We start from the raw sequence: 14,342 nt of genomic DNA on the forward strand, positions 1-14,342 counted from the left end.
AAATTACATCTTTTATGGATATTCATTCTATTTAATGGAATTATCCAGGCATGGCCTCGCTCAACCTGCATCACCTGCGCCTCTTTCGGGCCGTCGCCAGCGAGGGCACCGTGACCGGCGCCGCGCGGCAGCTGAACCTTTCCCCCTCCGCCCTGTCGACCCAACTGCGCACGCTGGAAGACAGCCTGGGCCACGACCTGTTCGAGCGCCGGGGACGCGGCCTGATCCTGACGGAGGCGGGGCGCATCGCGCTGGACCACGCGGGGGCGATCTTCCGTTTGGCGGAGGATCTGTCCGCCACCCTGCGCAACGCCGGGGGCGGACAGCGCGCGCTGCGCGTCGGGGCGCTCGCCACCCTGTCGCGCAATTTCCAGATCGGCTTCCTGCGGCCGCTGCTGGGCCGGCCGGATGTGGAGATCGTGCTGCGCTCCGGCTCGCAAGGAGAACTGCTGCGCGGCCTGGACAGCCTGGCCCTGGACGTGGTCCTGACGAACCTGGCCCCGCCGCGCGACGCCGCCAGCCCCTACCTGATCCATCGCCTGGATGAGCAGGCGGTCAGCCTCATCGGCACGCCGGCCCGGCTGCGCGCCACCCCAGGGAATGACCTTTCTCTGGCCATGCTGCTGACCCGCCACCCCCTGATCCTACCCACGCTGGAGACTGCGCTGCGGGCGACGTTCGATGCGCTGGTGGCGCAGCTGGGCATCTCGGTGCGCATCGCGGCCGAGGTGGACGACATGGCCATGATCCGCCTCATGGTGCGTGAGGATGCCGGCTTGGCCGTCATCCCCCCCATCGTGGTGCGGGATGAGCTGGGCAGCGGCCACCTGGTGGAGGCCGGGCGTCTGCCCACCGTGGTCGAAAGTTTCCTGGCCGTGACGCTGGAGCGCCGCTTCCCCAACCCGCTGCTGGCGGAGTTGTTGACCAGGGGCTGAGGAAAGTCCGGCGGTTCCTTGGCCGTCAGCCCCTAGCGACCAGGTGCAGGAAGGACCCCGCCGCGCGGCCCCGCCGGCTGCCCAGGGTCGGTGTCGTCGATCATAAGCCGCTGTGCTGGCACTTGTGGGCACTGCTCTGCAGCAGGGCTACCACCGCAGCCCTGCGCTAATGAAGCTCATTCTGTTCGGCACCGCTGAGCTGCCTGATACTGAAGGAAAAGAGGGGCTCGCCGCCTGCCCCATCGCCGCCGGGGTGATGGTGTTGAAACTGGCCAGATGGGTTACAATCGGCCGTAGCTATCGTCCAGGCGCACAATGTCGTCTTCGCCCAGATAGGCGCCAGACTGGACTTCTATCAGTTCCAACGGCAGCTTGCCCGGGTTTTCCAGCCGATGGACGCTGCCGCAGGGCAGATAGACAAACTCGTTCTCCCGTACCAGAAGCTCTTCACCGTCCCTGGTCACCAAGGCGGTACCGCTGACTACCACCCAATGCTCCGCCCGGTGGTGGTGCTTTTGCAGCGACAGTTTGCCCCCGGGCTTTACCGATAAGCGCTTCACCTCATATCGGTGACCCGATAGCAGGCCTTGGCTGGACCCCCAGGGGCGATGGACTTTGCGGTGCTCTAAGTATTCGGTACGCTTTTCGCGTTTCAGCGCGTCAACCACATGCTTCACGTCTTGCGCGCGGTCGCGGTGCACCAGAAGGACAGCGTCGTCAGTGGTGACCAGGATGACATCGTCCACCCCCACGACAGCCGCCACGCGGCCGTCGTCACAGCGTACATAGGTGTTCTTCGCATCGACATGCATGACGGTGCCGACGGTCGCGTTGCCGTTCTCATCCTTAGCGCTGATGTCCCAAATCGCCGACCAAGTGCCGACATCCGTCCAACCAATATCGGCGGCCACCATGGCCGCCTTGTCCGTCTTTTCCATAATGGCGTAATCAATGGACAGGTTAGGGGCCTTTGCGAAGGCGCCCGAGTCCAAGCGGAGGAAATCCGAGTCTCGTTTGGCCAGGTCCAGAGCCTCGCGCACTGCGGTCAGGGTCTCCGGGCTATGCCGACGCAGTTCCTTGACCAGGAGCCGCGCGGACATCATGAACATGCCGCTATTCCAGTAATAATCGCTATTGGCGATAAACGATTCCGCCCGTGCCAGATCCGGCTTTTCCGTGAAGGCGGCGACGGCGAAACCGTCGCTTGTGCCCTCAATGGGCGCACCCCGCTGGATATAGCCGTAGCCCGTTTCAGGGTATTGCGGCTTGATCCCGAAAGTCACGAGATGCCCCTGAGCGGCCAGGCGATGGGCGCTGGTCACCGCCGCCTGAAAGGCCGGCTGGTCAAGTATGGCATGGTCGGCGGGTAGCAGCAGCAGGATGGCATCCGGATTGGCGTCGCAGGCGACCAGGGCGGCTACGGCGGCGGCCGGCGTGGTGTTGCGACCTACGGGCTCCAGAATGATGGCCGCTGGTTGGATGGCGATGTCCCTGAACTGTTCCGCGATAATAAAACGATGGTCTTCGTTGCAGATGATCAGGGGCATGGCGAATCGCGACGTTTCAGACACACGCCGCGCAGTGTCTTGGATCAGCGACTTGTTGCCGTGGATCGCTTGCAATTGCTTGGGATAGCGCTCGCGCGACAAGGGCCACAGTCGCGAACCGACGCCCCCGGACAAAAGGACGGGTTGGATAAGACCCAATGGCGCAACAACATCGCCCTCTGAGCCAACGCCACTGTCACCAATTGTCACGTTGTCCATAATGAAATGCCTTTGAAGGATATATATCTCAATTTAGGACAATATAGCTGCAAGGTCGCTGTAAGGGGAATAGCTTACGAAGCCGCCGAATGAGAATTAATGTTAACGTGTTCATTCGTATAAGGCGGGCTGTGCCCTGAGAATCGAAATAAGCTCTATTAAAGTCCGAATCGCGTGGGCCGGGAATTGATGATTCCAGGCCTAGGGCAGGGTTTTCCAACGAAGGGCGCTGCTATCCCTCACGCGCGATCAGGTGCAGGAAGGACCCCGCCACGCGGCCCCGCCGGCTGCCCAGGGGGCCCAGGTCGGTGCCGTCGGCGGCCTCGGCGGTCAGCAGGGGCGCGTCGGCGCCGGGGGTCAGGACGCTGGCGTAGTGGAATTCATGGCCGCGGAAAAGGCTGCCGGCCGGGCCCAGGGCCATGTCGGCCAGGGCGGTGACCCGGCGATAGCCCAGGTGCAGCTTGCGCTTGGCGAAGCTGGTCTGGACGGACAGCAGGCCCAGCATCTCATGCGCCTGGCCCTCGGCATCCACCAGCACGTCGCCCAGGGTCATGTAGCCGCCACACTCCCCGAAGATGGCCGCCCCCTGGGTGGCCAGGCGCCGCATTCCGGTCTTGAAGGTGCCCGCCGCCGCCAAGCGGCCGGCATGCAGTTCGGGATAGCCGCCGGGCAACACCACCGCGTCGGCGCCAGCGTCGGGCGCCTGGTCGGCCAAGGGGGAGAAGGGCATCACCTCCGCCCCCGCCGCCCGCCAGCCGGCCAGCACATGCGGATAGACGAAGCTGAAGGCCGCGTCGCTGGCCAGGGCGATGCGCTGCCCCGGCGGCGGCAGGGCGACCGGCGTGCCGCCGGTGAGCGCTGGCGCGTAGGGCACGGCCAGCGCCGCCAGCCGATCCAGATCGACATGGCTTTCCACCCAGGTGCCTAGGGTCGCCAGCCGCTCGGCCAGCGCCTCGGTTTCCGATGCCTGCACCAGGCCCAGGTGGCGTTCCGGCAGGGCGTGGCCGGGGGTGCGGGGCAGGGCGCCCAGCACCGGAATGCCCAGGGCGTCGATGGCGCCCTCGATCAGGCCGCGGTGGCGGGGGCTGGCGATGTTGTTCAGCACCACGCCGGCCACGCGCACATCGTCGCGATAGGTGGCGAAGCCCTTCACCACGGCCGCCACCGATTGCGACGCCCCGCGCCCGTCCACCACCAGCACCACGGGCCAGCCGGCGCGGGCCGCGAGGTCGGCCGTGGCGCCGTTGCCCCAGGCGCCGACGCGGGCCACGCCGTCGAACAAGCCCATCAGGGCTTCGCAGATCAGCAATTGGCCGCCCGCCGATGCCTGGGCCGCCAGCCCGTCGACCAAAGCCGGTGCCATGGCCCAGCTGTCCAGATTCAGGCTCGGGTGGCCGCAGGCGGCGGCATGGAAGGCGGGATCGATGTAATCCGGCCCCGACTTGGCCGCGCGCACGTCCACGCCCCGGGCGCGGAAGGCCGCCAGCAAGCCCAGGGTCAGGGTGGTCTTGCCTGAGCCCGAGGCCGGCGAGGCGATGATGAGGCCCGGGGCGATGCACTCAGCCATGGGACGTCACCCCGAGCCAGTCCAAGGTGCCGCGCAATTCGGCGATGGCGCCGATGACGATGATGGCGGGGGGCGCCAGGCCGCTGTCCGCCAGGTCCTGGGCGCAATTGGCCAGCGTACTGGTCATCACCTTCTGGCGTGGGGTGGTGGCGTCGCAGATGACGGCCACGGCGGTGTCGGCCGCCAAGCCGCCTTCCATCAGGGCGGTGGCGATGCCACCCAGGCCACGCCATGCCATGTACAGGATCAGCGGCGCCCTGGTGGCGGCCAGGGCCGCCCAGTCCGGCCCGTCACCCGCCGACTGGCCGGTCACCAGGATGACGGCCTGGTTGGCGGTGCGGTGGGTGGCGGGAATGCCGGCATAGGCGGGGCCCGCCAGCCCGGCGGTGATGCCCGGCACCACGCGGAAGGGCAGGCCGGCGGCCACCAGGGCCAGCGCCTCCTCACCCCCCCGGCCGAAGACGAAGGGGTCGCCCGCCTTCAGCCGCAGCACGCGCAGGCCTTGCCGTCCCAGCTCCACCAGGCGCAGGCTGATGTCCTCCTGCGCTGGTGAGGGGCGGCCGCCGCGCTTGCCCGCGAATTCCCGCACGGCGGCGGGGTTGGCCATGTCCAGGATGCGCTCGTCCACCAGCGCGTCGTAGACGATATGATCCGCCTGGCGTAGAGCATGCAAGGCCAGCAGCGTCAGCAGGCCGGGATCGCCCGGCCCCGCCCCCACCAGCCAGACGCTGCCGGGCTGGAAATCGGGAAGGGCCAAGGTCGGTAGGGTCAGGTCAGTCATGGACGGGAACGGCGATATCGATGCGGAAGGGACGGAGGGGCGCAATCTGCGGCCCGGCTGGACCACCGGCGCCTGCGCCACGGCGGCGGCGGCGGCGGCGGCGACCGCCTTGTTCGGCGGTGATTTTCCGGACCCGGTGACGATCACCCTGCCCGGCGGACAGCAGCCGGCCTTCGCCCTGGCCATCACCAATCGCGGCGAGGGCTGGGCCCAAGCCGGTGTGATCAAGGACGCGGGCGACGATCCGGACGTGACCCATGGCGCCCTGGTGCGGGCTCGCGTCATGGCGGGGCCGGCCGGCAGCGGCGTCACTTTCCGCGCCGGGCCCGGCGTGGGCACCGTGACCCTGCCCGGTCTGCCGCTGCCGGTGGGTGAGCCCGCCATCAACCCCGTGCCCCGCGCCATGATCCGCGAGGCGGTCACCGCCGTGGCCCAGGCCGCCGGCCGGCCGCCGGACCTGGTGGTGGAGGTTGGCATCGACAATGGCGAAGTGCTGGCCCGGCGCACCATGAACGCGCGCCTGGGCATCATTGGCGGCCTGTCGGTGTTGGGCACCACCGGCATCGTCGTGCCTTATTCCTGCGGCGCCTGGATCGCCAGCATCCATCGGGGCGTGGACGTGGCCCGGGCGGCCTGCCTGCCCCATGTCGCCGCCTGCACCGGCCGCACGTCGGAGGCGGCGGTGACACGCCGCTACGGCCTGCCGGAACAGGCGTTGCTGGACATGGGCGACTTCGCCGGCGGCACGCTGAAATACCTGCGGCGTCATCCAGTGCAACACCTGACCATCGCCGGCGGCTTCGCCAAGCTGGGCAAGCTGGCCCAGGGCCTGATGGATCTGCATTCCAAGCGCCACGCCGTGGATCTGGACTGGCTGGCCGGCGTGCTGGCCGACCTGGGGGCCGCGCCCGACCTGGTGGCGCAGGCGCGTGGCGCCAACACGGCGCTGCAGGTCCTGCAGCTGGCGGATGCCGCCGGGTTGCCCGTGGCGGACCGGGTGGCGGAGATGGCGCGCGCCGTGGCGCTGCGGGTGCTGGAAGGTGCGCCCATCACCGTCGACGTGATCGTCATCGACCGCCAGGGCGGCATCATTGGGCAGGCTGGTGCCGTGGGCCAGGCTCACTCCCCCCTCCCGCGATAGCGGCGCTGGTAGCCGGCATCGTAAAGCGCGCTGGCGCGAAAGTCCTCCGTCCCCAGCGTCTTGCCCACCAGGATCAGGGCCGTGCGCTCGATGGGGTTGGCGGTCACCTGGGCGCCGATGTCCGCCAGGGTGCCGCGCAACACGCGCTCCTCGGGCCAGGAGGCGCGATAGACCACCGCCGCCGGGCAGTCCGCGCCGTACAGCGGCGTCAGGCGCGCCACCACGTCGTCGATGGCATGGATGGACAGATGGATGGCCAGCGTGGCTCCGGATTGGCCCAGCACCTCCAGCGTCTCATTGGCCGGCATGGCCGACGCCCGGCCGCTGGTGCGGGTGATGACCAGGGTCTGGCTGACCTCGGGCAGGGTCAGCTCGCGGCCCAAGGCGGCGGCGGCGGCGGCGAAGGCCGGCACGCCCGGTGTGATGGTGTAGGGGATGCCCAGGTCCTTCAGCGCCCGCAGCTGCTCGCCCAGGGCGCTGTAGACCGACAGGTCGCCGGAATGCAGGCGGGCGACGTCCTGGCCGGCCGCGTGCGCCGCCCGGAACTCGGCCACGATTTCCGCCAGCGACAGCGGGGCAGTATCAACGATACGGGCATCCGCCGGGGCATGGGCCAACACGGCGGCCGGAACCAGCGACCCGGCATAAAGGCAGACGGGGCAGCGGGCGATCAGGTCGCGGCCGCGCAGGGTCAGCAGGTCGGGCGCGCCGGGGCCGGCGCCGATGAAATGCACGGTCATGGGATGATGCCTTCGGAACAGGCCACGGCGCATGTGCTGGCCGGCCCCTGGATGCGGGGCAGGACCAGGCGGGCGTTCGGGTTGCCGGGGGCGCCGCAGGCGACCAGGGCCGCCGCCTCCGCCACCGGGGGCAGGCCGTGGCCGGGTGCCGCGCTGGGGGTGAGGATGGTCACGGTCTGCAAGTCGATGGGGTCCAGGCCCGCCAAGGGCACCTTCAGCCGGTCCGCCGCCTGGACCAGCGCCGGCTCCGTCCCCCTGCCGGCCAGGGTGCAGAGTACCAGGCCACCCGGCGGCATGGTCCAGTCCAGGTGCTTGAACGCCTGTGCCAGCAGATCCTGGATCTCGGCGGGGCTCACTTCCCGGCGGCAGCCGATGCCGATGGCCCAGGGCGCTGGAAGGCGGGGAACAGGAGGGACGGTCATGCCGGCTTTTCCACACGCCACAGGGTGACGGGCATTAGGGGCCGCCAGCCGCGGAAATTCCCCAGGGGTGCCGCCCGCTCCACCGACAGCCGGGTCAGCGACCCGCCCAGCGCGGCATGCCAGTGGGAAAGTGCTGCCTCCGTCTCCAGCGTTACCGCCGTGGCCACCAGCCGCCCGCCGGGGCGCAGGGCCTGCCAGCACGCCTCCACCACGCCGGTGCCGGTCAGGCCGCCACCGATGAAGACGGCATCCGGTTGCGGCAGGTCGGCCAGGGCGTCGGGTGCCGCCCCCTCGCGGAACGCCAGGTTGGGCACGCCGCAGGCCAGGGCGTTGGCGCGGATGGCGGCCATGCGGTCGGCCCTGTCCTCCACCGCCACGGCATGGTTGGCGGGGTCGGCCAGCAGCCATTCGATGGCGATGGATCCGGACCCGGCGCCCACGTCCCACAGCATCTCCCCCCGGCCCGGCGCCAGGTGCGACAGGACCACGGCGCGGACCTCGCGCTTGGTGATCTTGCCGTCGTGCTGGAACCAGTCATCGGGCAGCCCGGGGCTGCGCGGCAGAACCCGGGCGCCAGGGGTGATGGCGCAGGTCAGCGCGATGGTGTTCAGGTCCTGGATGTCGCCCTCATTCCAGCCGTCCGCCGTCGCGGCGTGCACGCACTGCCGCGGACCGCCCATGGCCTCCAGCACCGTCAGGGTGCTGGGGCCGAAGCCGCGCTCGCGCAGCAGGGCCGCCAGCTTGGCCGGCGTGGCGCCATCCCAGCTCAACAGCAGCAGCCTAGATCCGGGAAACAGGTGGGGGATGACGGCCTCCAGCGGGCGGCCGTGCAGCGACAGGCAGGCCACGTCCTGCAGCGCCCAGCCCAGGCGGGACGCCGCCAGGGTGAAGGCGCCCGCTGCCGGCAACACGCGGGTTTCCGCCGCCGGCACCAGGCGGGCCAGGGTGGCGCCGATGCCGAACCACTGGGGATCACCACTGGCCAGCACGGTCACCGCCTGGCCGCGCCGGGCCAGCAGTGCGGGAAAGGCGTCGCTGAGCGGGCTAGGCCAAGCCAGGCGCTCCTGTCCAGCCGTCTCCGGCACCAGGGCCAGATGGCGCATGCCTCCTACCACCAGCACGGCTTCGGTCACGGCGGCGCGGGCGGTTGGCGACAGGCCGTCCCAACCATCCTCACCAATGCCGACGATGGTCAGCCAGGGGGTGCCGGTGCTAGTCATGGCCGGCACACCGGAACGGGGATGGGGCGATGCGGGTACTGGTGCTGGGCGGCACGACGGAGGCGCGACAGCTGGCGGGTCTGCTGGCGGGTGACGATCGTTTCCAGGCCACGCTGTCGCTGGCTGGCCGCACGCGCGACCCGGCGCCGCAGCCCCTGCCCACGCGCATCGGTGGCTTTGGCGGGGCCGCGGGCTTGGCGGATTATCTGCGGGCGGAGGGCGTTCGGGCCGTCATCGACGCCACCCATCCCTTCGCCGACCAGATTAGCGCCAATGCCGAGGCGGCCTGCACCACCGCCCGTGTCCCCCTGGCGGTGCTGACCCGCCGCCCCTGGACGGCCGGCGCGGGCGACGACTGGCGCGTGGTGCCCACCATGACCGCCGCCGCCCAGGCGCTCACCGCCCTGTCCGACACCATCTTCCTTACCGTGGGCCGGCAGGAGCTGGAGCCCTTCCTGGCCCTGGATCGCCGATTCCTGGTGCGCGCCGTGGACCCGCCGGACGCCTTGCCGGCCGGCGCCGTCCTGGTGTTGGACCGGGGCCCCTACACGGCCGGGGGGAAATGGCCCTGATGCGCACCCATGCCGTCGGCACGCTGGTGACCAAGAACAGCGGCGGCGATGCCACGGCGGCCAAGTTGCAGGCGGCACGATCCCTGGGGCTGCCCGTGGTCATGGTCGACCGGCCACCGGCGGGGACTGCACCCCGCTTCTACGCCGCGTCCGACGCTATGGCCTGGCTGGCCGCTCACGGCACCTCCGCCGTATAGCTGCGCGGCGTGTAAACCCAGACGTCGCCCAAGCCATCGCCCCCTTTGCCGCCGCCCTTGCGCGGCAGTAGCCGGGTTTGGCTGGACCCGATCAGCACCAGGGTGCGCATGTCGGCCGTGGCCGGGTCGCAGTCGGCCAGGGTGGTGATGGTCACGTCCTCGTCATGCCGTCCCACGGCCCGGGCCAGCACCACCGGCGTCGCCGCATCCTTCATGGTGCGCAGGGTGTCCAGCGCGGCACCCAGCTGCCAAGGCCGTGCCTTGGAGATGGGGTTGTAGAGGGCGATGACGAAATCGGCCTCCGCCGCCAGGCGCAGGCGCTTCAGCACCACCTCCCACGGTTTCAGGTTGTCCGACAGGGACAAGACGCAGAAGTCGTGCCCCAGCGGCGCGCCCACCCGCGCGGCCGCCGCCAGCATGGCGGAGACGCCGGGGCACACCCGCACCGGCACCTCGGCCCAGGCGGGGTCGTCGCTGGACTCCAGCGCCTCGAACAGGGCGGACGCCATGGCGAAGACGCCGGGGTCGCCCCCCGACACCAGGGCCACCTTGCGGCCCGACACTGCCAGGTCGAGCGCCAGGCGCGCCCGTGACAGCTCCACCCGGTTGTCGGAGCCGTGGCGGCGGTGGAAGCTGTGGGGGATACGGTCGAGATAGGGGCCGTAGCCCACCAGGTCGGTGGATTGGGCCAGCACGTCCGCCACCTCCGGCGTCAGCCAGCGGTCGGGGCCGGGGCCCAAACCCACGACCGTCAGCGAACCGAGGGCGCTCATTCAGCTACCTCGGACTTGGTCGCCTGGCGTGCCGTCAGCACGTCGCCGCGCTTGCCCTGGCCGGGGATGAGGATCATGGCGAAGTAGGGGGCGACGTCCGGGGCCTCGGCCAGGGGATGCACCCGCTGCGTTTCGGTCGTGCCGCGCTCCACATACCAGGCACGGCTGGTCAGGCCCAGGCTTTCGATCACCCGGCGCACCTTGGGCAGGTTGCCGCCCAGTTTCATCACCGCCGCCGCGTCGGCGCGGCCCAGGGCGGCGGCCAGATCCGCCTCGCCCAGAGTGCCGGGGATGACCGACAGCACGTCGTCGCGGATGGTCAGGGGAATGGGGAGTTGCGCGGCGCAGCCCAGCAGCGAGGGCACGCCCGGCACCACCTCCACGCGGAAGCGGTGCGCCAGCCGCAGGTGCAGGTGCATGTAGGACCCGTAGAAGAAGGGGTCGCCCTCGTTCAGCACCGCCACCGACTTGCCGGCGGCCAGGAGGGCGGCCAGCCGCGCCGCCTGCTCATCGAAGAAGCCCTCGATGGCGGCGGCGTAGGCGGGGCTGTCCGGCGGCAGCTCGGTGGTGACGGGGTAGACCATGGGCACCTCTTCATGGGTGCCGTCCAGGTGGCTTGCGGCGATGCGCCGGGCCTGGCCTGGCCCGCCGCGCTTGGCGAAATAGGCTACCACGGGGCAGGACCGCAGCAGGCGGACCGCCTTCAGGGTCATCAGCTCGGGGTCACCAGGGCCGGTGCCGATGCCGTATAACGTGCCAGGGGGCAGGGTGCCGGGGGTAATGGTGTTCATGCCGCTCACTCCCGGTCCGACGCCAGGGCGTTGACCGCCGCCGCCGCCATGGCGCTGCCGCCCCGCCGGCCGGCCACGGCCAGATAGGGCAGGCCCCAGGGGTTGGCCGCCAGCGCGTCCTTGCTCTCCGCCGCCCCCACGAAGCCGACGGGGAAGCCCAGGATGGCGGCGGGACGCGGGGCGCCTGCCGCGATCATCTCCAGCAGGTGGAACAGGGCGGTGGGGGCGTTGCCGATGGCCACCACCGCCCCCGCCAGATGGGGCCGCCAAAGTTCCAGCGCCGCGGCGGAGCGGGTGGTGCCCAGCTCACCCGCCAAGGCGGGCACGGTGGGGTCGGTCAGGGTGCAGATGACGGCGTTATCGGCGGGCAGGCGGGCGCGGGTGACGCCGTGCGCCACCATCTGGGCGTCGCACAGGATGGGCGCGCCGGCGCGCAGGGCGGCGCGGGCGGCCGCCCCGACGTCGGTGGAGAACAGCAGATGCTCCGCGGTTTCCACCAGGCCCGCCGCATGGATGATGCGCACGGCCACGGCGCGCAGGTCCTCCGGCAGATGGTCCAGCCTGGCCTCTTCCCGGATGATGGCGAACGACCGTGCATAGATGGCGGCGCCATCGCGAATGTAATCGTACTGCGGGGGCGCGCCTCGGCTATGGGACTTGGGACTGGACACGGGGGCGGCTTCCTCTACGCGACGACAGTGGCCTCGACCAGGGCGGCCAGTTCGGCCGGCCCGCCCAGGCGGGTGATGAAGGCGGCCGGATCCTCATCCACCCGCATCCGGTGGGTATAGACAGCTTCCAGCGCCGCCACCAGCGATGTCGCGCGGGCCGGCGTCACGCCGCGCCATTGCGTCGCCCCGCCGGCGGCGGCCAACAGGCCGACATCATAGGCCTGATCTTCCCGCGCCGTCAGCGTGACCAGCGCCGGCGCGGGATGGGCGCAGCCCTTGGCGCAGGCGGAGACGTGGATATGCCCGCGCGCCAGCAGCCGGGGCGCCACCTGGGCCAGGGCCAACGCATCCCTCCGCGCGTCCGTCAGCCCCGAATCACAGGCGCCCCGCCCGCTGCAGGCGGACAAGGCCAGGCGGGGATCCTCCGGCGCCAGGATGAAGCCCAGCGGCTGGAAGACATCCACCGGGTCGTCACCGCCGTTCCCTTCCAGCAGCAGGGCGCGCCAGGGCGTCAGGCGCAAGGCCGGTGTCTTGTTGGCGATGAGCGCCAGCCATTCGACGCCCAGGCCGCCAAAGGGAAAGGCCAGGCCCGTCCAACGGGCGTGCGCGCCCAGTACCTGGTCTAGGTGCAGGCCGGGCAAACCGATGTCGATGGGCACTGGGGCCGGGGAAATGTGCGCAGCCAGGCCAGCCGCGCCCTCCGCCGCCACCAGCGAGGCCAGACGCCGGTGGCGGCCGGCGGAGTGGCTGAGGAAGGCGCGGGCCAGGGTGACTGCCGTGTCCACCACCGCGTCGGCGGCGCAGGCGCCCAAGGGCGTGGCGCCAGCCTGGTCACCGCCCACCGCCACCCGGAACAGTTCGGTGCCAGGCAGGGCGTCGAAGCGGATGTCGCCGACGGCGTCGGCCAGGGGCGCTTGGCCGCCGCCGTTCAGGACGAAGCTGAACTTGGCTGGCAGGGAGGCCCACAAGTCGGGGCTGTCCGCCAAGGCGGCGTCCAGTGCCAGTGCCAAGGGGCGCACGGGCGCGCAGGCCGGATCCAGCCCGCAGGTGGGGCTGCACAGCACGTTGCGGATTCGCTCCGCCGCCGGGTCGCCGTTGACCAGGCCCAGGTCGCGCAGGGCGTCGGTCAGGGCCGGCAAGCTCGCCTCGGTCACGCCGCGGATCTGCAGATTGGCGCGCTGACTCAAATCCACCAGGCCGTTGCCGTGGCGTTCGGCCAGACCACAGATTGATGCGGCGGTCGGTCCTGGCAGCCTGCCGCCAGGAATGCGCAGGCGCACCAGCAGGCCGTCGGCCACGGCCATGGGCACCAGGGCACCGGGGCAGGCGCCGCGCACGCGTGGCGGGTTGATGGCGGCGGCGGTCATGTCAGCTCCTCCCGCAGGCGGGCCAGGTCCTCGGGCGTGGAGTTGCGCCGGGGGTGCCAAAGGCCGCGCCGCAAGGCCTCATCGAACCGGTCCAGCATCTGGCGGGCGGCGTCGGGGTTGCTATTCGACATGAAGGCCCAGGTTTCGCCATCCGCCACATAGGCATCATAGAGGCTGTCCACCTGATGGGATCGCACGGCGCCCGTCAGCGCAGCCAGGGCCACGGCGCCATCCACCGCGCGGGCCAGATTGGCGGCCCCGCTGTGGCCATGGCGGCGCTGACCGTCTATCCAGCGGGGGTTGGCGGCGCGGCCGCGCACCACGCGCGTGGCCTCCTCCGCCAGGGTGCGGGGCACGATGCGCTCCGGTTCGGCGCTGTCGACATGATAAAGGATGGGGTCGCCGCCCAGCAGGCCAGCGGCGGCGGCGAACCCGCCCTCGAACTGGGTCATGCCGTCATTGTCCAGCACATCGGTCTCACGCTGGTCCTGGATGTGCACCAGGGCATCGGCCAGGCCCACGCGCCGGCGGAACAGGGCGGGCAAGGCCACGCCATCCAGGTCCAGGCCGTAGGCGTGGCAGCCGGTGTCGAGATAGGCGGCGCCCAATTGGTCGCGGGCCTGCCAGTCGCCGGTGGCCAACGGTTGCGCCAGGCCGGTGCCGTAGCCGCCGGGGGCGGCGCCGTAGACGCGGGCCGTGGCGTGGCGCTCGGCCGCGTCCGCCGCCAGGCCGCCGGCCATCAGCGCGTTCCGGTCGGCGCGCACGGCGGCGGCCAGGGGGTTCACGGCGTCCGGCTCCTCCAGCCCGGCGACCTTGCGCGCCGCCTGGTCGAACAGCGCCAGTTGCGCCGGGAACATGTCACGGAACAGGCCGGAGATGCGCAGGGTCACATCCACGCGCGGCCGGCCCAGCACCGTGGCCGGCAGTATCTCCACGCCCGTGACCCGGCCGCTGCCGGCTTCCCACAGGGGGCGCACGCCCATCAGGGCCAGGGCCTGGGCCAGTTCCTCGCCGCCGGTGCGCAGGGTGGGGCTGCCCCAGCAGTCGACCACCAACTGCCGGGGCCAGTCGCCCTGGTCCTGCAGATGACGGGTCAGCACGGCATCCGCCCCCTTCCAGCCCAGGGCCCAGGCGCTGGGCGTGGGCACGGCGCGGGGGTCGATGGCGTAGAGGTTGCGGCCGGTGGGCAGCACATCGGCCCGGCCGCGCGCAGGCGACCCGCCGGGGCCGGGTGGGACGAAGCGACCGTCCAGGCCGGCCAGCAGGGCCTTCATTTCCGCCGGACCGCTGGCGGCCAACAGGGGAGCCACCTCGACCCGCAGGGCAGCCAAGACGTCAGCAGCCCTTGACCATTCCGGATACGGAATGAGAGTGCCGGCCACCAAGTCCCGTACTAGGC

General features: G+C 70.9%; 13 protein-coding genes and 1 pseudogene. 3 read left to right on the forward strand and 11 right to left on the reverse strand.

What is annotated here, in order from left to right; translation table 11 throughout:
- Positions 1-50: 50 nt before the first annotated feature.
- Positions 51-935 (forward strand): LysR family transcriptional regulator, encoded by an 885-nt coding sequence (locus UAJ10_RS08215; RefSeq protein ID WP_322914902.1) that lies wholly within the window; start codon positions 51-53, stop codon positions 933-935.
- Between the two features lie 281 nt (positions 936-1,216).
- On the opposite strand, the gene UAJ10_RS08220 is transcribed toward UAJ10_RS08215, so the two are convergent.
- The 3 genes from UAJ10_RS08220 to cobA all read right to left on the reverse strand — a co-directional run bounded on the left by UAJ10_RS08220 (position 1,217) and on the right by cobA (position 5,049).
- Positions 1,217-2,701 (reverse strand): mannose-1-phosphate guanylyltransferase/mannose-6-phosphate isomerase, encoded by a 1,485-nt coding sequence (locus UAJ10_RS08220; protein ID WP_322914903.1) that lies wholly within the window; start codon positions 2,699-2,701, stop codon positions 1,217-1,219.
- Positions 2,702-2,933: 232 nt separating this feature from the next.
- Entirely contained in the window at positions 2,934-4,268 is a 1,335-nt protein-coding gene (locus UAJ10_RS08225; RefSeq protein WP_322914904.1) for a cobyrinate a,c-diamide synthase, read from the reverse strand.
- The gene (cobA, locus tag UAJ10_RS08230; protein ID WP_322914905.1) at positions 4,261-5,049 is read right to left on the reverse strand and encodes a uroporphyrinogen-III C-methyltransferase; all 789 of its coding nucleotides are present in this window, start codon (positions 5,047-5,049) and stop codon (positions 4,261-4,263) included. Before cobA ends, UAJ10_RS08225 begins: the two co-directional genes overlap by 8 nt.
- Between cobA and UAJ10_RS08235 the strand changes: the two genes are divergently transcribed.
- Positions 5,048-6,190: a cobalt-precorrin-5B (C(1))-methyltransferase gene (locus tag UAJ10_RS08235; RefSeq protein ID WP_416235349.1), complete on the forward strand. Its 1,143-nt coding sequence runs from the start codon at positions 5,048-5,050 to the stop codon at positions 6,188-6,190. The two genes, cobA and UAJ10_RS08235, sit on opposite strands and share 2 nt — an antisense overlap.
- On the opposite strand, the gene cobM is transcribed toward UAJ10_RS08235, so the two are convergent.
- The 3 genes from cobM to cbiE are packed head-to-tail and all read right to left on the reverse strand — an operon-like array spanning position 6,169 to position 8,572.
- Positions 6,169-6,930: a precorrin-4 C(11)-methyltransferase gene (gene cobM, locus UAJ10_RS08240; protein WP_322914906.1), complete on the reverse strand. Its 762-nt coding sequence runs from the start codon at positions 6,928-6,930 to the stop codon at positions 6,169-6,171. The two genes, UAJ10_RS08235 and cobM, sit on opposite strands and share 22 nt — an antisense overlap.
- The gene (locus UAJ10_RS08245) at positions 6,927-7,352 is read right to left on the reverse strand and encodes a cobalamin biosynthesis protein (protein WP_322914907.1); all 426 of its coding nucleotides are present in this window, start codon (positions 7,350-7,352) and stop codon (positions 6,927-6,929) included. Before UAJ10_RS08245 ends, cobM begins: the two co-directional genes overlap by 4 nt.
- Positions 7,349-8,572, reverse strand: coding sequence for a precorrin-6y C5,15-methyltransferase (decarboxylating) subunit CbiE (gene cbiE / locus UAJ10_RS08250; protein ID WP_322914908.1), 1,224 nt, complete (start codon positions 8,570-8,572; stop codon positions 7,349-7,351). The genes UAJ10_RS08245 and cbiE overlap by 4 nt, the downstream gene beginning before the upstream one ends.
- Before the next feature lie 29 nt (positions 8,573-8,601).
- Between cbiE and UAJ10_RS08255 the strand changes: the two are divergent.
- Positions 8,602-9,341, forward strand: a pseudogene (locus tag UAJ10_RS08255) (cobalt-precorrin-6A reductase).
- Here UAJ10_RS08255 and cobJ read toward each other — a convergent pair.
- From cobJ to UAJ10_RS08280, 5 genes are read right to left on the reverse strand one after another with little or no spacing between them, the layout of a single operon-like run.
- On the reverse strand, positions 9,320-10,114 hold the full coding sequence (gene cobJ, locus UAJ10_RS08260) for a precorrin-3B C(17)-methyltransferase (protein ID WP_322914909.1): 795 nt from the start codon (positions 10,112-10,114) through the stop codon (positions 9,320-9,322). The pseudogene UAJ10_RS08255 and the gene cobJ sit on opposite strands and share 22 nt — an antisense overlap.
- Complete coding sequence (locus UAJ10_RS08265) at positions 10,111-10,905, reverse strand: precorrin-2 C(20)-methyltransferase (RefSeq protein WP_322914910.1); 795 nt, start codon at positions 10,903-10,905, stop codon at positions 10,111-10,113. The genes cobJ and UAJ10_RS08265 overlap by 4 nt, the downstream gene beginning before the upstream one ends.
- Before the next feature lie 5 nt (positions 10,906-10,910).
- A complete protein-coding gene (locus UAJ10_RS08270) occupies positions 10,911-11,576 on the reverse strand; it encodes a precorrin-8X methylmutase (protein WP_322914911.1) in 666 nt (221 codons plus the stop codon).
- Positions 11,577-11,590: 14 nt separating this feature from the next.
- Positions 11,591-12,943, reverse strand: a complete 1,353-nt coding sequence (cobG, locus tag UAJ10_RS08275; RefSeq protein ID WP_322914912.1) for a precorrin-3B synthase — start codon at positions 12,941-12,943, stop codon at positions 11,591-11,593.
- Complete coding sequence (locus UAJ10_RS08280) at positions 12,940-14,274, reverse strand: cobaltochelatase subunit CobN (RefSeq protein ID WP_322914913.1); 1,335 nt, start codon at positions 14,272-14,274, stop codon at positions 12,940-12,942. Before UAJ10_RS08280 ends, cobG begins: the two co-directional genes overlap by 4 nt.
- Positions 14,275-14,342: the final 68 nt, after the last annotated feature.

Origin of the sequence: Nitrospirillum guaranorum (genome assembly GCF_034653275.1) — a bacterium.
In the GTDB taxonomy this organism is placed as follows: Bacteria; Pseudomonadota; Alphaproteobacteria; order Azospirillales; family Azospirillaceae; genus Nitrospirillum.